Genomic DNA, 18,874 nt, shown 5'->3' with positions numbered 1-18,874 from the left:
TGACCACTCTCGCGCCTGGTACAGGTGTACGCCGAGATTTTTTTGTACTTGCTGATGAAACTTTCATAAAATAGGACTGGTTAGACCTCTTTACAGGCTTTGAATCGAATAGGGATCGGTAAATGAAAGTTGTCGATTTTCTGAAGCACAAGCGCGAAATTCTGGCGCAACACCCCTTTGAGCTCAAGGATTGGCTCTCTCCGGCGATCCGCGACTACTGGCGTGAGTTTCAGCAAAAGGCACACCTTCACCCCTTGCTGGGAAGAGTGCTGGATCTGCAGGGGGAGTCCCAGGATGCCCGCCAGCAAGAGGCTGCCAGAGTCACCCAGGTCGCGAATGGCCAGCCTGCCCTGGCGCAGGATCCCGTGGTGGAGCTCGAAGGCGAAGCGGCGGCACTCTATGCCGAGTTGCAGACCCGCATCGGTGAAGAGACCCATGTAGGTGAGTGGTTGCAGGTCACCCAGGCGTTGATCAACCAGTTCGCGACCGTGACCGGCGATCATCAGTGGATCCACACCGATCCCGAGCGTGCGGCAGCCGAGTCTCCCTTCAAGACCACCATTGCCCATGGCTTCCTGACTCTGGCCCTACTGCCCCAGTTGACCGGTTCGGTGGACGAGAGCACGCCGGAGTTCCCGACCGCTCGCATGGTGGTGAATTTCGGCCTGGAGCAGGTCCGCTTCCCTTACCCCATCAAGGTGGACAGCAATATCCGCGCCCGTACCAAGCTGTCGCGTGTCACGCCCATCAAGGGCGGCATCGAGCTCCTCAAGGAAATCAAGATAGAGATCGAGGGGATCCGCCGCCCTGGCTGCGTCATCGAGTCGGTCACCCGGATCTATTTCTGACGCGCTCGTCTTGCGTCCATGAACACAGGCCCACTTCGGTGGGCCTGTGTCGTTTCTGGCGGGTCAGAAACTCGCTCCCAGGGTGATGAGGTGACGCCACTCTTTCTCGCTCACATCCCTGTGCAGACCGTGGTAGTCGAGCCAGGCATCGTCCCAATCCAGTTCGCTTGACCAGGAGAGGCGCAGGTGATCGTTGAAATAGTACCTGAGGCCCAGGCTGCCGCTGACGGACTGCTTTCTGGTCAGATAGGGGGAGGGTTGATCGACGAATTTTTCATAACTGCCCTTGCCAAACAGCTCGAACTTCTCATCCCAGAGTGTCAAGGGCTGCCGGTAGTCCCACCCCAGGCTGACGAAGGGGTAATTGATGATCCTGTCGTCAAACAGGTCTGAGTTGCTCCACACCTCCGGCCTGAAATAGGCCCGCTCCAGGCCGAGCTGGCTGATGATCTCCAGCCGGCGTTGTCTGTCATTCCAGAAGCGGTAGCCGGGGCCGGAAGCATAGTCAATCTCCAGATAGCCGGCATCGATCATGTTGTAATCGATGTCGACGGAAGAGCGCAGGAACCAGTGATCGTCGAAGAAGAAGTCGAGCTTGGGTTTGAGCTTGTATTCGTGGCTGTCGGTGATGTTGTTAGCCGTTTCGTAGATGTACTCGCCATCCAGGCTGTAACGCCAGTCCAGATTGGCAAACTCGGTGGAGACCTTGAGATTTACGTTGTTGGTCTTCTTGGTGTTCTCCTTGAGCTTGATGTTGAGATCCCCGTTCCCTGTCAGCAGCCAGGCATTGGCCTCGTCAGGAGAGTCCAGCAGGGGGATCCCCGTCTTGGTGAGCGGCTTGGGTTTCTCCTGCTTGTCCAGACGCCAGCGTTTGATGGCGTGGCGCGGGACCGTCATGGCCTGGCTGTAGGCGGGCTTGATGCGGATCTGCTCGTCCGTGATCTCCTCTATGGTCCCGGTCAGGCGATCGCCGTTGTTCATCCAGAGGATGTCGGCCACAGCGGCGGAGCCAGGCAGCAGAAGCAACAGGCAAACCACATGACTGATTCTGTTCATGGTGGTCAGGCCTTCAGCCGCTCACGGGTTTGGGCAGCCCGCTCTTGCGCTCGAGCAGGGCGGTCACCCGGGCACTGTCGATGTCGGGGGCTGCGATGAACTGCTCGGCTTCGGGAGAGAGCACCAGCGGCGCCCCCTGTGCCATCTCCGCTTCGGTGCGGGAGAGGGGGGAGTGTACCTCCAGCCAGCGACGACCGTCGGGTTCCACCGCCATCTTGACCGGCTGGTTGATGACCCGGACCGGGGTGCCGACGGGAACAAGACCAAACAGGGTTTCGATGTCATCCGGGCGCAGCCGGATACAACCCGCGCTGACCCGCAGGCCGACCCCGAAATCCTTGTTGGTTCCGTGGATGAGGTAGTCCTTGTTGCCATAGCCAAGACGCATGGCGAACTTGCCGAGAGGGTTGTCGGGGCCGGGGGGGACCACGGCGGGCAGATCGATCCCCTTCTGCTCCAGCCAGGACTTGCGGACCATGGGGCCGGGCACCCAGGTCGGGTTGGGATTTTTCGCGATGACGGTGGTGGTCATCTCCGGCGTCTCGCGGCCGATGTCACCGATCCCGATGGGCAGCACCATCACCTCCTGCTTGCCCTTGGGGAAGTAGTAGAGGCGAAGTTCAGGCAGGTTGATGACGATGCCTTCTCGCGGCACGTCGGGCAGCAGCATCTGGGTCGGCAGAGTGAGCCGGGTGCCCGGGGTGGGCAGATAGGGGTCTACGCCGGGATTGGCTTCGAGCAGTGCCAGAAAGCCTGTCCGGGTATGCTTGCCGACCAGTTCCAGATGATCGCCAGGCTGTACGATGTAATCTTCCAGGGCGCCGATGAGACGGCTGTCCGCTGGCGGCAGGGGATAGGTGTTGGACCAGACAGGTGCGGCCCAGAGGCTGGCGGCGGCCAGCAGCAGTGAGACGATACGAGTGTTGAGCATGGTTGTTCCTATCGGCTGGGGCGAGGGACGGGTTCCCTTCCAAAAAATGAGCAGAGATTGTCAACGAATCCCGCGGGGATTACCAGTCCGGCACCATGACTGCCGGGAGGGCGGTGGCGAGCGCGTCAGAGGGTGTCACTGGCCCATCAGGCTCGCCGTATTCATCCGCCCGGAACCGGGTACAGGGTGGAGACAGTGAGCGAGGAGGCGCTGCCGGGTGAAAGTCACTGGTGTCGGGAGGGGTGGGATCGCCGGATGGCGGTTTTATCGCCAGTCGTCTGATCTGCAACGAGATTTACATTGATTTCCCGGCTAGGGTTGGGTCAATATGAGTGCCCGTGGAGAGATGCCGGAGTGGCCGAACGGGATTGACTCGAAATCAATTGTGGCAGCAATGCCACCCAGGGTTCGAATCCCTGTCTCTCCGCCATTTATTCCCCTCAAGCCCGCGCCCGTCGCGGGTTTGTCATTTCTACTGTCCATCCCCCGCCTCAGCCATCTCCCAATGTCTTTTCCGATTTGGGGCCTGTGGTCACGGGGTCGCGAAGTCTCACCCCATTCTCTCGAATGTCCATTCACCTGATTAGCTACTTGCCGGCCCAGACAGGTCTCCCGGGGTCATCACCAACATGGTGATGGGGCATGGGCCCGCACCTGCAGGGTCATCTGGCCGACCCCGCGAGCTCAGCCATCGCGATCCCCCTGATAGGCGCAGAAAGCCTGCGAGTCGATGTGTCCAGAGTTGGCTATTGGTGCGTGGTTTTCTATCCCGCAGCCATCATCAGAGCAACGCGAGTTGGAGACTCATGCCTTGCGGCTGGCGAGCTGGCGAAGGCGCTGGGTGCTCTGGTGCAGACTCTGGTGCTGCACCTCGTTCAGGGCGCAGTGCTTGAGCACGTACTCGGCGCTGGCCACCACCGTCTTCCAGCGCGGTGCCTTGGGCAGGGTGTCGAGGTTCAGGTACTTGTCGAGGGTGCGGGTCTGGGGACTGGAGCGGTCCATGTAGACCCGCCACAGCTTGCTCTTCTCCGCCAGCACTATCTTGCCCTTGCCGGTGCTCTGCTGCCAGGTCTCCAGGGTGAGACGCATGGTGTCCACCAGGGCGCGGCGCAGAGGTTCGTCATCCTGCTGGCGAATGAGATCGTCCGCCAGCGACCTGAACTCCCCTCCCAGCCGGCTCAGTTCCCCCAGCAACTGGCCATCCTCGATGATGGCCTGGCGAGAGAGGCTCTTGAGGGCGTTCTCCAGTGCAGCCATGCGATTGTCGTCCTGGCGCGGTTCTGTGCCAAGGGTCAGCGCATAGGCGTGCTGCCCCCCCAGATTGATGGGCAGGGCGCGGGCGTTGAGGGTGTCTCGCTGGCCCGCCACCAGGAAGTCCAGCTCCCGCACCGGCTGCGCGGTCATGTCGGGCCACTGGCTTGCCAGCGGGGCGGCCAGCCACTCGTCCAGCATCTGCCCCTCCATGGCTTCCGGCTCCTGACCCAGCAGGCGCGCCAGGGCCCGGGAGGCAAACAGCACCCCTCCTTGCTCATCGAGGAAGACCATGGGGTCGGCCCCCTCGCCTAGCAGGGCGAGGAGCCGCTCCTGATCCTGGTGCAGTTGCTCCTGGAGCAGCAGACGGTGCTCTATCTCCTGTTTGAGCAGGCGGTTCTCCACCAGGGAGGCGCGCCCGGCGCTGGCCTCCAGCAGGGCTCTCACCCGGGCGAACAGCTCCTCCTTGCAGAAGGGTTTCACCAGATAGTCGTTGGCCCCGGCGTTGAAACCCTCTTCAATCTCCTTGGGCTGGTTGAGGGCGGTGAGCAGCAGCACCGGCAGCTTCTCCTTGGGGTGCTGCTGGCGCAGACGGCGGCAGACGTCGAAGCCCGAGAGGGTGGGCATCATCACATCAAGCAGGATGAGATCCACCGGCTCCTGAGCCAGCTTGGTCAGGGCGTCGTGGCCGTCGCTGCTGGGCAGGATGCGATAACCGCAGGGCTGCAGCAGGTGGCGCAGTATGTGCAAATTGATGGGCTCGTCATCCACCACCAGGATGACGGGGGCATCTTGCGGCGGGGGCGGCAGATCCTCGCTCTCCCAGTCCGGCAGGATGACGGGTTGCTGGCGCACCAGCTGGTGCTCTATCTGGCGGCTGTCGAGGGTCAGGCTGCCCGCCTTGCCGCTGGCCAGCGGCAGGGTGAAGGCGAAGGTGGAGCCGACGCTCGGCTCGCTCTCCACGAACAGCTCCCCCCCCATCAGGTGCACCAGCTGGCGGGTGATGGAGAGACCGAGGCCCGCTCCCTGCTTGCTCACTTCCGGGCTCATCTGCACCAGGGGCTCGAAGATGTGCTCCAGGTGGTCCCTGGCGATGCCGATGCCGGTGTCGGTCACCTTGATGCGCAGGAAGTTGCCCTCCACCAAAGCGCTCAGCACCACCTTGCCCTGGGGGGTGTACTTGATGGCGTTGCCCACCAGGTTGTAGAGCACCTGCTCGAGGCGCTGCTCGTCCGCCAGCACAGGGGGCAGCTCGGCGGGGCTCTTGTCCACCAGGGTGAGGGGCTTGGCCTGCACGAGGTGCTGGCAGAGATCCAGCACCAGCCGGATGACCCCCTTGGAGGAGACCGGCTGGGGGTGGATCTCCAGCTGGCCGTAGCGCATCTGGTGGTAGTCGAGCAAGTCGTCCACGAGGCGCGCCAGACCGTCGGCGCTCTTGATGATGAGGCCGAGCTGTTTCTGCTGCCCTTCGGTCAGGTCCTGCTGGCTGGCGAGCATGGACTCGGCCATCCCCTTGATGCCGTGGATGGGGGTGCGCAGCTCGTGGGAGGTGTTGGCCAGGAGTTCGTCTTTGAGCTTGTCCGCCTGTTGCAGGCTGAGGTTCTGCTTGTGGGTCAGCTTGACCTGCTGTTGCAGCTCCTGGGTCTGGCGTTCGATGAGCTCGATCTTGTCTTTCACCGAGCGCTGCATGTGGCGAAACGCCTGGGCCAGCCGGTCGATGTCGTCGTCGGTGCGGGGGATGGTGATGGGGTGATCCAGAGCGCCGTCCGCCACCTGTTCGGCGGCGGCGGTGAGGGATCGCAGGGGCGCCGTGATGGAGTGGGAGAGCCAGCGGGAGAAGAGGATCAGCAGCAGCAGTGAGCCTGCCCCCAGCAGGATCACCAGCGTCTCGAGCTGGCGGATGGGGGCATAGGCCTCGCTGGTGGAGATCTCGGCGATGAAGGCCCACTCGGTATCGAACACCTTCACCTGGGTATAGGCGGCCAGCACCTCGTCATCGTGGTAGGAGAGGAAGGGGCCGACCCCCTGCTCCCCGGAGAGGGCCTTGATGATGAGGGGGGTCTGCAGCGGTCGGAAGTCGGGGCTGAAGCTGTTCTCCACGCTGAATTCGGGGGCGAGCCAGGCGTTGGCGCGCATCCGCTTGTCCGGGCCGATGAGAATGGTCTCGCCGGTTGCGCCGAGCCCCTCCCGCTCCGCCATGATCTGGTTGAGCTTGTCCGGCAGCAGCTCGAAGATGACCACGCCGCGCACATAGTCGTACTGCATCACGGGGGCGGCGAGGTAGGCGACCACCTGGCCGGTCAGCTCGTTGCGGCCAAAATCGGTGAACTCGAAGATCTGCTGGGGCTTCTGGCCGCCATCGAGGCGGCGCTTGATCTTGGCGAAGGTGTTGCCAAGACCGCTGGACTGGTAGGGGCCCGAGAGCAGGTTGGTGGCGAAGTTGGCCTGCTTGGTGACCGAGTAGACCACGTCACCGTTGAGGTCGACCAGGAAGATGTCGCTGTAGTTGGATTTGCGCACCATGTCGGCGTAGCCGCGATGGAAGCGCTGGTGGACGCGGCCATACATCTCGTCCGCCAGGATGAGGGCGCTGATGGAGGGCTCTATCTCCACCTGACTGTCAGGCTGTTGCAGCTTGTCCCAGGAGCCCGGCACATAGCGGGCCTGGGCGCGGGCACGGGCCTCCTGCGGCGTGGTGCCGAGCTTCTCGAAGGCACCGGTGAAACCGTAGAAGCGACCGATACTGTTGCCGGCAAAGTCCTGCTGGGAGAAGTTGATGATCTGCTCCTTGAGGTTGCCGAAGTAGTCTTGCAGCTGGTTTTTCTTGATGTTGCGCACCGAGACCAGATGGTTGGAGGTCTGGGTGGTGAGATCCTTGCCGTGGCTATAGAGGAAAAACAGGGTGACGACCAGGAAGGGCACCAGGCCCAACATGAAAAAAGCCAGCATCAGCTGCGGTCTGAGCCCCCGAGGCCTGAAGTTCCATTTCATCGCATGATTTTCAATTGAGAATCCAGTTACTAAGCGCGATGAGTTTCTGACTAAAGGCTAACTATTTCAATGGCTTTATCTTAAATTCGCTCGTCGGGTCACAGGGAGCGGGGGGATTTTCGACCAAGGCGTCTAAAGGGTGAGCAAACAGCACGGGAAAGGGCTCAAAGTGAGAAAAAAGGGTTGTGCCCGGGCTCGGGGTACGTATAATGCGCCTCGTTGTCAGGCAACTGGCACACAAGCAGTAATGCGGGAATAGCTCAGTTGGTAGAGCACGACCTTGCCAAGGTCGGGGTCGCGAGTTCGAGTCTCGTTTCCCGCTCCAATACTCCATGGCACCAACCATGGACATCACTCTCAAGGCAATGCCTTGTCAGCATGGCGCGTTAGCAAAGCGGTTATGCAGCGGATTGCAAATCCGTTTAGTCCGGTTCGACTCCGGAACGTGCCTCCATCTTCTCCCTGTTTTCCACGTCACTGACGTTGTCCATCCGCCATGGCGGCCCAGGATGATGCTTCATTGCATGTCAGTCAGCCGTGAACAACCCTCCCGTTGCCACGTCTTGTGCAGATGCTGATCCATCTCGGCCAATGCCTCGCCCCTGGATCCGGACCTCTCTTCGCCCCCCTGTTCTGCCAGCGCGGCCATCTCCTTTATCAGCAAACCGCATTGCCACAGGCTGGCGGTGGGGACCCCGTGATAGGGAATGTCGATGGCGTCGTCACGATTGAGCCGCCACTCCTGCCACTGGCTCCAGGCGAGCACGCCCAATGCCCCCAGCAGCGCCGCATCTGCAAGTTTCATCCTGTGTTCCCCCGTTCTGGTCCAGTCCTCGTTAACTCTGGAACAGGGGCCGCGTTTTGCCACCTTTGTTGTTTTTTAGTTAAAGAATGTAACCCGGTTTCATTTTTAGGCTTTTAGCCCCGTTTTTTATCAAAAAATGGCGCTGTCGGTGTAGTAATCCTACAATGATTGGCGTAATCTTTGTTCAGTGGTCTTACCAGTGAGGCGTTACATCATGTTTCATCCCTTCTCCCTGACTCAGATAATCCTTCGCCGCATCTTCGTCCTGATGGCGGGGTTGCTCGCCTTCCCGGTGATGCTGTTTCGCCGGGATCGCGCCCGTTTCTACAGCTACCTGCACCGCATCTGGAGCAAGACCAGCACCAAGCCGGTCTGGCTCAAGATGAGCGAGCGAGGGGAGCGGATCTTCTACTGATCCTCCCCGTCACGCCCGCTTCGCCCGGTGCCAGACTGGCGTGACAGGCAGGGCGCACCTCCCGATATAAAAAAACCGACACCCTGGTGTCGGTTTTTTTATGGGGCTCGAACCGCCACCGGCCTTGTATCCATGGCTGGTCCACGTTGTCTCTTGTCCCTGTGGGCGACCCTTTATGCCGCAAATGCCAACGCATTCTCAGCCGCGCCCGTGTGACATGACGGGAGGAAGGGCTGACGGTACTCAGGGCGCAGGCCCCAGGGTGGCCAGCGCCGTACGCAGACGGGCGAGGCCGATGGGCTTGAACAGGCAGTCGTTCATGCCGGCGGCGAGGCAAAGCTCCCGCTCGCGAGGCTGGGCATGGGCGGTGAAGCCCCAGACGGGCAGGTCATGGCCAAGGGCTCGCAGGCTGCGGGTCAGCTCGAAGCCGTCCATCACCGGCATCTGGCAGTCGGTGATGACCAGATCGAAGGGGTGGCTGGCGAGGGCGCGCAGGGCCTCCAGGCCATTGCTGCGCACACTGACGTCGTGTCCCAGGTGCTTGAGCTGCTGGCGCAGCAGGATCTGGTTGGCGTGATTGTCATCGACCACCAGGATATGCAGCCGATGGGGGAGGGGTTGAGCCTGGTGGGGCTGGGGCGCCGGCATTGCCGTGATCGGGGCGGGGGGTTGCTGGGCGAGCGTGAGGGGCAGTCTTATCTCGAGGCGGGTGCCTTCGCCGACCAGGCTGTGAACGGCTATCTCCCCCCCCATCATCTGGCACAGGATGCGGGCGATATTGAGGCCCAGCCCGCTGCCGGGGAACTGGCCCTGGCCGTGGGCGCGATAGAAGGGGGTGAAGAGCCGGGGCAGCTTGTCCGCGGGAATGCCGGCTCCGGTGTCGGTGATGATGAGGTGCAGCACAGGAGGCTGCTCGCCCCCGGTCAGGGTGGCGGTGATGGCGACCCGGCCCTGCTCGGTGAACTTGATGGCGTTGCCGATGAGATTGAAGAGGATCTGGCGCAGGCGAAGGGGATCGATCAGCACCCTTGGCATGGGGGTGTCGGGCAGCCTTACCTCATAGATCAGCCCCTTCTGCTCGGCCATGCCCGCAAAGACCCGGGTGACGGACGAGAGCAGGGGTGCGAGATCGCAGGGGGTGGGAGTCAGGGTCATCTGGCCCGCCTCTATGGAGGCGATATCCAGGCTGTCCCCCAGCAGATCCAGCAGGCCGTTGGCGGAGTCGGCGGCGATGCGCAGCAGCTCGCCGCTGTGACGGCTGAGAGCGGGATCCTCGGTGGCCAGCTCCAGCATGCCGAGGATGGCGTTCATGGGGGTGCGGATCTCGTGGCTCATGGTGGCGAGGAAGTCGCTCTTGGCGCGGCTGGCGCTGTCGGCCTGCTGTTTGGCCTCGCGCAGCGCCTCTTCCAGCCGCTTGCGGTCCGTGATGTCTATCCAGCCGTCGATCACCCCGCTGATGGCCCCCTCCCCGTCGAAATAGGGCACCATCCAGTGATAGATGTCGCTCTGGGTTCCCCTGTGATGGAAGAGGCGATCCGCAAAGATGGGCTGCCCCTCCTGCAATACCCTGGCAAAGTCCTGCTCCAGCACGGCGATGTTGTCTGCATCGAGCACCCCTGACAGCCCCTGGGCGAAGGGCTGACCCAGGATGGCCTTTGGCTCGGCGCCGAGCTGGGTGAGGTATTTGCTGTTGCACAGCAGCACCTTGCCGCTCTTGTCCCGCACGACGATGGGGTGGGGCAGGCTCTCCCCCAGTGCCCGGATGAACCTGACATGGGCCTCCAGTTGCTGGCGGGAAGCCTGCTCGGCGCTGGCCATCCGCTTGAACATGCGGTTGCGATAGAGCAGCACCAGCGCCAGGGTGAGGAGCCCCACGAACACCAGGTAGACGATGTGGGCGTGGCGATCCATGAAGCCGGGCACAGGCAGTTTGCGGTTGCGCCACTCGTAACTCATCATGGCGAGCTCGTTGGGGGGGATGGCGAGGATGGTCTTGTCGAGGATCCCCATCAGCATCCCCTGTCCGGGCAGGCTGGCAAACCCCATCCGGATTGGTTCGTCATCGGCGGGGCCGGCGATGCGCAGCGGGCTCTGGGGATCATTGTCCAGCGCATGGCGGGCAAAATAGAGGGGCACGATGGCGGCATCCACCTGTCCCTGGGCGAGCACCTCCATCGCTTCTGCGGCACTCTCCACCTGGGTGATGCGGCTACCCTCCAGTCTCTGTGCGAGGGGCACATGGTGCGTCATCGCCACCGTCTTGCCCGCCAGACTCCGGAGGGTGTCGATCCCTTGTTCCTCCTGGCGGGTGAGGATCACATAGATGTTGTCGGTGGCGTAGGGCACCGAGGTGCGCAGCCCGTAGTGTTCGGCCACCTGCTGGGAGATGGCGCCGATGAGGTCGATGGCGCCTGACTGCATGGCTTTTGCCAGCTGACGCTCAGTGTCTGCCCGCACGAACTCGAAGGTGAGGCCGGTGCGTGTGCGGATCTTGTCCAGCATGTCCACCGTCATGCCGACCAGCTGGCCGTCATGATCCAGGGCGCCATAGGGGTAGAGGTTGTCCATCAGCCACACCCTGATGGGGGGCGCTTGCCGCATCCAGGCCCGCTCGGCGGCATCATAGAGATCGGCGCTTCGCTCGCTCATGTCGCGGATGGGCCCGTTCCACTGGGTGAAGAGGGTATTGCGCGCCCGGTCGTCGATGGCCGCCAGCCCCCGGTTGACCAGGCTGAGCAGGGCGGGCTCGGTGGCCGGGACGGCAAAGCGGAACTCGGCAGGCGCCAGCTCGGGCGGGGCCTCGCCCCGCTGGCGAAGGTTGTCGAAGCGCTCGCTGTTGAGGTAGTGGGTGGCGTGGGCATCCCCCAGCAGGATGTCGTCGCGGCCGAAGAAGACCGCATCGAACGCCTCCATGTTGGAGGGATAGGTCACCAGGGTGAGGGTGGGGTAGTAGCGGCCAAAGCGCGCCCTGTCTATCTGATCCCGGACGGCGGCCACCCGCTGTCCCGGTGTGAGCAGTGCCCCCCGATAACGTCTGGGCACGGAGAAGACGAGGGGGCTGCTGAAATAGGGGTTGCTCAAGCGGATCGCCCGGGTGTCACTGTCCGCCAGGGTGAGATTGCCGAGGCTGGCGAGGTGTATCTCCCCCCGTGCCAGGGCACGGAGCAGGTGCGCCTTGTCGGGGAAGGCGCTCAGGGCAACGGGTTTGTCCAGCATCCGGGCCAGCAGGTCGATGTAGTCGGCACTGAGGCCCTCGACGCGCTGGCGAGCGATCATGGTGAAGGGGCGGTAGTCCTCTTGCAGGATGCCGACCCGCAGTTGGGACTGCTGGCGCAGCCATCCGAGCTCCGCCTCCGACCAGCGGGGAGGCAGCGGGGCGGGATCGTAGCGGCTGTGCAGGGTCAGGGCCTGCACAGGTTGAAGGCAGAGCAGACAGAGCAGGATCAGTGTTCGATATAGGTTCATCTAGCCACCCGACGCGACAGCCATCCCTGCCAAGCCTCATCCAATGGCCGCCATTCTACCGGAAAATGGCTATAACGAGTCCGCTATTTCTCCACGCGCGTCGGCGGTAGCACGGCAAGCAGGGCGGCCTGGCCGCCCCGCCCTCAACCGAACTGGTAGGCCCCCATGTAGAGGCTGCCGTAATCCCAGCTCTCGTGCAGCTTTCGCGGTCTGTCGGCCCCCGCCGCGCCGAGCGCCACAAACAGGGGGCGCAGGTGATCGTCATGGGGATGGGATTCCACCGCGCCCGGCGCCCGGGCCCGGTACTCTTCCAGCGCCCCCCTGTCTCCCTCTGCCATGGTCTGCTCCAGCCAGCGGGCAAACTGGCTCGCCCACTGGGGAACCGGCGAGCCATCCGGCCCGAGGGCACGCAGGTTGTGGGTGATGGCGCCGGAGGCGAGGATGCCGATCCCTTGCTCGCGCAGCCCCTGCAATGCCTCCCCCAGTTGCCACAGCTGGGCCGGGGTGAAGCTGGCCGGGATGGCGATTTGCACCAGGGGGAGTTCACTGTCCGGATCCATCAGGGAGAGGGGGGACCAGACCCCGTGATCCAGCTCGCGGCGCACCGGGGTGGCGGGCAGGCCGGCCAGCAGCAGCTGATCGCTCACCGCTTCCTGCAACCATTGCGGGCTCGTCGCGGGCCAGCGGATCTGGTAGAGGGGCTCGGGGAAGCCGTAGAAGTCGTACATCAGGGCCGGGCTGGGCTCGACGTTGATCTGCAGCTCGCTTCGGCTGAACCAGTGGGCCGAGATCACCACCAGCCCTCTGGCACCCTCGAGGCGCAGTTGCTTCAGGAACCGGGTCGCGGGCTGATCGCGCAGGACCAGATCCGGGGCGCCGTGGGAGATGAACCAGACAGGGGCGATAGACATGACAGACTCCATATGCGTTGTGCCGATGCGCGCGGCGCACCGACAACCCGAGGCCAGGGCGACATGCCGCTGACGATGTGGTCATTATCTGCCCCTATTAATGGGTTAACAATCAGGCTTTATGGATAAGCACTCTTCACTTTTGGTTGATAGTCTGGCATCAGGGCGAGGGAGACCGGGGCAGAAACGACAACGCCGGCGCAGTGCGTCGGCGTTGTGATCAGGGTCCGTCGGACGTGGCTCCTGACGGGATGCCCGCAGCGCCACCTCCAAGATCAACGTGGGCCCAGTGCGGGTTTATTGAATGCCCAGCAGCTCCACGTCGAAGATAAGGACTGAGCCCGGCGGGATCTTGCCGGCGGCTCTGTCGCCATAGGCCAGGTTGGCGGGGATGTAGAAGCGGGTCTTCTCCCCTTCCACCATCAGTTGCACCCCTTCGGTCCACCCCTTGATCACCTGGTTGAGGCCGAACTCGATGGGTTCGCCACGGGCGACGGAGCTGTCGAACACGGTGCCGTCCAGCAGCTTGCCCTCGTAGTGCACCTTCACCTTGCTGGTGGCGGTGGGGTGAACGGTGCCGGTGCCCGGGGTCAGCACTTCGTACTGCAGGCCGGAGGCGGTGGTGGTCACCAGGGGTTTTTCCTGGTTGTTGGCGAGGAACTCGGCCCCCTTGCGCACGTTCTCTTCCGCCAGCTTCCGGTTGTTGCTGCTGGAGTAGAAGTAGTAGGCGGCGCCGGCGATAAGAAGGGCTATCAGAATGAATTTCATCGGGTTTTCCTGTTCCTTGAAATCAGAGTGCAATGAAGGGGCATCTTATCCCAGCCGGGGAGGGAGGGCGAGGGGGGATGCCGGAGGATGTGACCGGACGGGCAAGGCACCGGGGGCATGATGCCCCCGGTTCGGATTTACTTGACGGCCACCATCATCAGGGCGGGCAGGGCGAAGAAGAGCCCGGCCACGTAACCCAGCGCCAGCAGCTTGTTCTCGCTGCCGACCCGGGCCAGGGTTTCGGCGGCCTTGATGGGCAATTCCCGCAGGAAGGGCACGCCATAGATGAGCGCCACGGCGAAGACGTTGAACAGCACATGCACGAAGGCGATGGTCAAGGCCAGCTGGGCGCCGGCGCCGCTGATGGCGGTGGCCGCCAGCAGGGCCGTGATGGTGGTGCCGATGTTGGCCCCCAGGGTGAAGGGGTAGAGCTGACGGGTGTTGAACACGCCGCCGCCCGCCAGCGGGATCATCAGGCTGGTGGTGGTGGAGGAGGACTGTACCATGACGGTCACCAGGGTGCCGGAGGCGATGCCGGTCAGGGGACCACGGCCCAGGGCCTTGTGCAGCAGCTCCTTGGCACGGCCCACCATGACCCGTTGCAGCACCTTGCCGAGGGCGGTGACGCAGCCGAGGATCAGCAGAATGCCGATGACGATGGTGGCGATGGCGGGGCCCTTGCCCGGCAGGAAGGCGACGGCGCTGTCGATGAGATCCAGGGAGGGGGAGATGAGGGGCTTCATGAAGTCCATGCCCTTCATGGACATGTCGGCGGAGCCCAGCAGCAGACCGGACAGCCACTCGGCACTCTTTTGCAGCAGACCGAACATCAATTCCAGGGGCAGGAAGATGAAGACGGCCAGCAGGTTGAAGAAGTCGTGCACGGTGGCGGCGGCGAAGGCGCGGCGAAACTCGCCCCTGTCACGGATATGGCCGAGGGAGACGATGGTGTTGGTGATGGTGGTACCGAGGTTGGCCCCCATCACCATGGGGATGGCCATGCTCATGGGCAGGCCGCCCGCCACCAGGCCGACGATCACCGAGGTGACGGTACTGGAGGATTGCACCAGGGCGGTGGCCAGGATGCCGAGCAGCAGGGCGACGAAGGGGTTGTTGGCGAAGGCGAAGATCTGGGCCGCGCCCTCGGCGCCGCCGGAGAACCCTTTAAAGCCGTGTGAGACGGCCCCGACGGCGACCAGGATCAGGTAAACAAAGGTGATCACCGCTAGCCAGTTGAACAGGGGGCCGGTAGCGCGGGTCTGCGGGGATGACGGTTTGCTTTGCATGGTGCCTCTTGGGACGTCTGCGTTGAATTGGACGGGCGCATTACAGCAGTGCTCTATGACAGAAATATGACAACGTGACACTTTTATGATGCTTTGGTGACAGGGGGCTCGGGATTGGCGGGCCAGATGGGAGGGTAGTGATTAACTCTGATTGTTTTGTTGTTTTAAGTGAATTGGTCTGTCGAATGTAGGGATGCGTTAGAAACTGACGGACGGGGTGCCATCCACTGGTGGATCCTGTGCCGCCACTCAGTCAATGGGAGTAGACTGCCTCGTCATTTAATCAGTAATTGCGAGTCTGTCATGAAACATTGGTCCCTTCTTCTCCTGCCCCTGGCGATGGCCTCTCTCTCCTCTCATGCCGCCGTGCTGCCCTCCGATTGCAGCTCCAAAGACGTGGCGATCGGCTCGGCCGTCAACAGCGCGACCGGGGTCAACAGCCATTGCTCCGCGCAGAGCGCCAAACAGCGTGTGGACAACGCGGTCAACGATCCCGCTGGCTATGCCAAGCGCAAGGCGGCCCAGGCCACCGGCGTGGATGACGCCTACTACAAGGTCAAGAACACCCAGCAGCGGGTCGAGAATGCGGTGGACAATCCCGGTGACTACGCCAAGCGCAAGGCCGCCGAGGCTGCCGGTGTGGGCGAGACCTACAACAAGGCGAAGAACACCCAGCAGCGAGTCGAGAACGTGGTGGACGATCCCGCCAAGGCGGCGGGCCGCGCCGTGCTGCGCAAGACGGGCACCTACTGAGGGGAAACCCGGCAGAAGGCGATGCGTCGTGCAAACAAGAGAGGGGAGCCCGTGGGCTCCCCTCTTTGCATCTTGCGATCGAGATGGCTTACTGGCCGTCGGCTGCTTCCTCGTACTGACGGAAGGGGATGCGGAACACGGCGAGGCGCAGGAAGAGGTAGGTGACCCCGATCCCCGCCCAGATGAGGCCAAGCTCCAGGGAGCTCTGCTCCAGGTTGATCCAGAGGGCGCCGATGGTGGCGGCCCCCAGCAGCGGCAGCACCAGGAACAGCAGGTGCTCCTTGAGGCTCTTGTTGCGCTTCTCGCGCACCCAGAACTGGCCGATCACCGAGAGGTTGACGAAGGTGAAGGCCACCAGGGCGCCGAAGTTCACCAGCGCCAGGGCCATGTCCAGATCGAACGACACCGCGGAGAGGGCCAGGGCCCCCACCAGCAGCACGTTGATGGCCGGGGTGCGCCAGGTGGGGTGGATATAGCCGAACACCCGCTCCGGGATCATGCGATCGCGCCCCATCACGTAGAGGATGCGCGACACGCCGGCGTGGGCCGCCATGCCGGAGGCGAGCACGGCCGCGGTGGTGCACACCAGCACCACGCTCTGGAACAGGGTGCCACCCACGTAGAGGGCGATCTCCGGCAGCACGGCGTCCGGCTCCTTGAAGCGGGCCAGATCCGGGAAGAAGAGCTGCAGGCTGTAGGAGACGGTGACGAAGATGATGCCGCCGATGAGGGCCGTCAGCACGATGGCGCGGGGGATCACCTTGCCGGCATTCGGGGTCTCTTCGGAGAGGGAGCTCAGGCCGTCGAAGCCCAGGAACGAGAAGCAGAGGATGGTGGCGCCGGTGAACAGCGGCAGCATGCTGGCAGACTCCACATGGAACGGACGGCTGCTCATCAGGGTGCCGGCCCCTTCACCGTGACTCAGGCCCCAGGCGATGAGGCCGAGGAAGGTGACGATGATGGCGATCTGGATGAAGACGATGAAGCCGTTGAGGTTCGCCACCAGCTTGATGCCGCGCAGGTTCAGGAAGGTCATCACGGTCACCAGACCGAAGATGAAGATCCAGGGCTCCACGGTGGGGAACATGGCGGTCAGGTAGATCTTGGCCAGCAGGATGTTGATCATCGGCATGAACATGTAGTCCAGCAGGGAAGACCAGCCCACCATGAAGCCCACGTAGGGGTGGAACACCTTCTGGGCATAGGTGTAGGCGGAGCCTGCGGACGGGAAGCGGCGCACCAGGTGGCCGTAGCTGAACGCGGTCAGCAGGATGCCGCCGAGCGCCAGCAGGTAGGCGGTGGCCACGCGACCATCCGTGATGTCACCGACGATGGCGAAGGTATCGAATACCGCCATGGGCGTGAGGTAAGCCAGACCCATCACCACGACCTGGAACAGGGTGAGGGTCTTGAGCAGCTTGGCACCGGCCATCACGCTTTCTCCTCTGCACAGGCCCCGTGGGCGAGATGGGACGGGATCAAGGACGCGGGAACGCGTCGCTGGACACAGGGGGCGCCCATCTGTGGCACAGATGCGTGGCGCACGCCGGCGGGGACCGGCAGGAAAGCAGTGAAATGCCCCATGTTTTTCCTCACAACGTCGGGAGATTGCTTGGCAATCTGGGTATCAATTCCGGCACATGGCCGGCCTCTTGGTGAATGGTGGTGTGCCCCAGAAAAGCAAAGAACCGATGTTGTTGAAACATCGGCTCTCAAGGGGCGCCGTATTGTGCCCTCAGGGGGGGGAGGAGACAAGCGAAAAAGGCCGCCAGCGGGGAATTTGTTCCCCCGGTGAGCGATCACTTCGCCACCGCTGCCGGAAAGTCGATGACAACCTTGTCATCAGGCGGGGCCCTGCTTTGCCGCCATGTGAAACCGGCGCCCTGGGGGCGCCGGTTTCGCTCAGGAGGCGTCCTGCTCGGGGCGGCCGAGGCGGACCCGGAACACGGTGAGGCGCAGCAGCAGGTAGATGGCACCGAGGGCGGCCCAGATCAGCCCCAGCTCGAAGGAGGCGGGCTCCAGGTTGAGCCAGAGCACCCCGATGCAGGCGGCGCCGCACAGGGGCAGGGCGAGGAACAGCAGGTGATCCTTCAGGGTCTTGTTGTGACCCAGCCTGAGATAGAAGTGGGCAATCACCGCCAGGTTGACGAAGGTGAAGGCCACCAGGGCGCCGAAGTTGATGAGCGCCAGCGCCATCTCCAGATCGAAGGCCACCGCCGAGAGGGCCAGCATGCCCACCAGCAGCACGTTGAGAGCCGGGGTCTGCCAGGTGGGGTGGATGTAGCCGAAGACGCGGCTCGGCAGGGCGCGATCCCGGCCCATCACGTAGAGCAGGCGCGACACCCCGGCGTGGGAGGCGAGCCCCGAGGCGAGCACCGCTACCGTGGTGCAGACCAGCACCACCGCCTGGAACAGCTTGCCGCCCACATAGAGGGCGATCTCCGGCAGCACCGCATCCGGCTGCTGGAAGCGGGAGATGTCAGGGAAGAAGAGCTGCAGGAAGTAGGAGACCGAGATGAAGAGCACGCCGCCGATGAGGGCGGTGAGCACGATGGCCCGGGGGATCACCCGATCCGCGTTCGGGGTCTCCTCCGACAGGGTGGTGATGGCGTCAAACCCGAGGAACGACAGGCAGAGGATGGAGGCGCCGGTCAGCAGGGGATTGATGTGCATCTGCTCGGAGAAGAAGGGGCGGCTGCTCGCCACCGTGCCGAGCCCCTCGCCGTGGCTCACGCCCCAGGCGATGAGGCCGATGAAGACGGCGATGATGCTGAACTGCATGATGACGATCAGGCTGTTGAAGTTCGCCACCAGCTTGATGCCCCGCAGGTTCAGGAAGGTCATGACGGCGGCCAGGGCCAGGATGTAGGTCCAGGGGGCCACGCCGGGGAAGAGGGCCTCCATGTAGATCTTGGCCAGCAGCATGTTGATCATGGGCATGAACATGTAGTCGAGCAGGGAGACCCAGCCCACCATGAAACCCACATAGGGGTGGAACACCTTCTGGGCATAGGTGTAGGCGGAGCCTGCCGAGGGGAACTTGCGCACCAGGTGGCCGTAGCTCATGGCGGTGAACAGCATGCCGATGAGGGCGAGCAGGTAGGCGGTCGGCACATGGCCTTCGGTGATCTCGGTGACGATGCCGAAGGTGTCGAACACCGCCATGGGGGTGAGATAGGCCAGCCCCATGATGACCACGTGCCAGAGTTTCAGGCTTTTTTTCAGACCGGCGGGGTGCGGGTGCATCAGGCGATCCCCCGCAGGCTGGCTGACGGGATCAGGCTGACGGTGAGGTCATCCTGCACGGTGGGGGCGCCAGTCCGGGATGCGGACGGATGGCGCAGACCGGCGCGGGCCGGCAGGAAAGCGATGATATGCCCCATGGAGTTCCTCA

At 63.2% G+C, this 18,874-nt stretch carries 14 protein-coding genes and 3 tRNA genes; 6 read left to right on the top strand and 11 right to left on the bottom strand.

Features of this window, described 5'->3' with window-relative positions:
* The first annotated feature begins 122 nt into the window (after positions 1 to 122).
* Positions 123 to 848 carry a MaoC family dehydratase gene (locus tag I6L32_RS00440; RefSeq protein ID WP_010673529.1) on the top strand — a complete coding sequence of 242 codons (726 nt, stop codon included), beginning with the start codon at positions 123 to 125 and terminating at the stop codon, positions 846 to 848.
* A gap of 63 nt (positions 849 to 911) precedes the next feature.
* Here I6L32_RS00440 and I6L32_RS00435 read toward each other — a convergent pair whose 3' ends face one another.
* Positions 912 to 1,895: a DUF481 domain-containing protein gene (locus I6L32_RS00435; RefSeq protein WP_216945091.1), complete on the bottom strand. Its 984-nt coding sequence runs from the start codon at positions 1,893 to 1,895 to the stop codon at positions 912 to 914.
* A 22-nt stretch (positions 1,896 to 1,917) separates the two neighbouring features.
* Positions 1,918 to 2,835, bottom strand: coding sequence for a L,D-transpeptidase family protein (locus I6L32_RS00430; protein ID WP_042878776.1), 918 nt, complete (start codon positions 2,833 to 2,835; stop codon positions 1,918 to 1,920).
* 340 nt (positions 2,836 to 3,175) lie between these two features.
* On the opposite strand from I6L32_RS00430, the gene I6L32_RS00425 reads away from it, so the two are divergent.
* Positions 3,176 to 3,265, top strand: a tRNA-Ser gene (locus I6L32_RS00425).
* A 374-nt stretch (positions 3,266 to 3,639) separates the two neighbouring features.
* Here the strand turns inward: I6L32_RS00425 and I6L32_RS00420 are convergent.
* Positions 3,640 to 7,077, bottom strand: a complete 3,438-nt coding sequence (locus tag I6L32_RS00420; RefSeq protein WP_128274397.1) for an ATP-binding protein — start codon at positions 7,075 to 7,077, stop codon at positions 3,640 to 3,642.
* Positions 7,078 to 7,326: 249 nt separating this feature from the next.
* On the opposite strand from I6L32_RS00420, the gene I6L32_RS00415 reads away from it, so the two are divergent.
* Positions 7,327 to 7,402, top strand: a tRNA-Gly gene (locus tag I6L32_RS00415).
* A 55-nt stretch (positions 7,403 to 7,457) separates the two neighbouring features.
* A tRNA-Cys gene (locus tag I6L32_RS00410) sits at positions 7,458 to 7,531 on the top strand.
* Positions 7,532 to 7,594: 63 nt separating this feature from the next.
* Here the strand turns inward: I6L32_RS00410 and I6L32_RS00405 are convergent.
* Positions 7,595 to 7,882, bottom strand: a complete 288-nt coding sequence (locus I6L32_RS00405) for a hypothetical protein (protein WP_010673542.1) — start codon at positions 7,880 to 7,882, stop codon at positions 7,595 to 7,597.
* A 214-nt stretch (positions 7,883 to 8,096) separates the two neighbouring features.
* Between I6L32_RS00405 and I6L32_RS00400 the strand changes: the two genes are divergently transcribed.
* Positions 8,097 to 8,297, top strand: coding sequence for a YbfA family protein (locus I6L32_RS00400; protein ID WP_010673543.1), 201 nt, complete (start codon positions 8,097 to 8,099; stop codon positions 8,295 to 8,297).
* 243 nt (positions 8,298 to 8,540) lie between these two features.
* On the opposite strand, the gene I6L32_RS00395 is transcribed toward I6L32_RS00400, so the two are convergent.
* The 4 genes from I6L32_RS00395 to I6L32_RS00380 form a co-directional block, all read right to left on the bottom strand.
* The gene (locus I6L32_RS00395; protein WP_216944501.1) at positions 8,541 to 11,762 is read right to left on the bottom strand and encodes a transporter substrate-binding domain-containing protein; all 3,222 of its coding nucleotides are present in this window, start codon (positions 11,760 to 11,762) and stop codon (positions 8,541 to 8,543) included.
* Positions 11,763 to 11,905: 143 nt separating this feature from the next.
* Positions 11,906 to 12,673: a class III extradiol ring-cleavage dioxygenase gene (locus I6L32_RS00390; RefSeq protein WP_151028730.1), complete on the bottom strand. Its 768-nt coding sequence runs from the start codon at positions 12,671 to 12,673 to the stop codon at positions 11,906 to 11,908.
* A 297-nt stretch (positions 12,674 to 12,970) separates the two neighbouring features.
* The gene (locus I6L32_RS00385) at positions 12,971 to 13,441 is read right to left on the bottom strand and encodes an FKBP-type peptidyl-prolyl cis-trans isomerase (RefSeq protein WP_216944500.1); all 471 of its coding nucleotides are present in this window, start codon (positions 13,439 to 13,441) and stop codon (positions 12,971 to 12,973) included.
* 137 nt (positions 13,442 to 13,578) lie between these two features.
* The gene (locus tag I6L32_RS00380) at positions 13,579 to 14,727 is read right to left on the bottom strand and encodes a Na/Pi symporter (RefSeq protein WP_041214746.1); all 1,149 of its coding nucleotides are present in this window, start codon (positions 14,725 to 14,727) and stop codon (positions 13,579 to 13,581) included.
* Positions 14,728 to 15,030: 303 nt separating this feature from the next.
* On the opposite strand from I6L32_RS00380, the gene I6L32_RS00375 reads away from it, so the two are divergent.
* The gene (locus I6L32_RS00375; RefSeq protein WP_158657346.1) at positions 15,031 to 15,480 is read left to right on the top strand and encodes a hypothetical protein; all 450 of its coding nucleotides are present in this window, start codon (positions 15,031 to 15,033) and stop codon (positions 15,478 to 15,480) included.
* Positions 15,481 to 15,568: 88 nt separating this feature from the next.
* On the opposite strand, the gene I6L32_RS00370 is transcribed toward I6L32_RS00375, so the two are convergent.
* From I6L32_RS00370 to I6L32_RS00360, 3 genes are all read right to left on the bottom strand, one after another.
* Positions 15,569 to 16,912: an APC family permease gene (locus tag I6L32_RS00370; protein ID WP_039039328.1), complete on the bottom strand. Its 1,344-nt coding sequence runs from the start codon at positions 16,910 to 16,912 to the stop codon at positions 15,569 to 15,571.
* Between the two features lie 470 nt (positions 16,913 to 17,382).
* Positions 17,383 to 18,726, bottom strand: coding sequence for an APC family permease (locus tag I6L32_RS00365; RefSeq protein WP_041214747.1), 1,344 nt, complete (start codon positions 18,724 to 18,726; stop codon positions 17,383 to 17,385).
* Positions 18,726 to 18,863, bottom strand: a complete 138-nt coding sequence (locus I6L32_RS00360) for a hypothetical protein (RefSeq protein WP_164882979.1) — start codon at positions 18,861 to 18,863, stop codon at positions 18,726 to 18,728. Before I6L32_RS00360 ends, I6L32_RS00365 begins: the two co-directional genes overlap by 1 nt.
* Positions 18,864 to 18,874 lie beyond the last annotated feature (11 nt).

Source organism: Aeromonas sp. FDAARGOS 1402 (assembly GCF_019046925.1).
In the GTDB taxonomy this organism is placed as follows: Bacteria; Pseudomonadota; Gammaproteobacteria; order Enterobacterales; family Aeromonadaceae; genus Aeromonas; species Aeromonas caviae.
The sequence above is the reverse complement of the archived record's forward strand: the minus strand, read 5'-3'. Positions and strand labels throughout refer to the sequence as shown.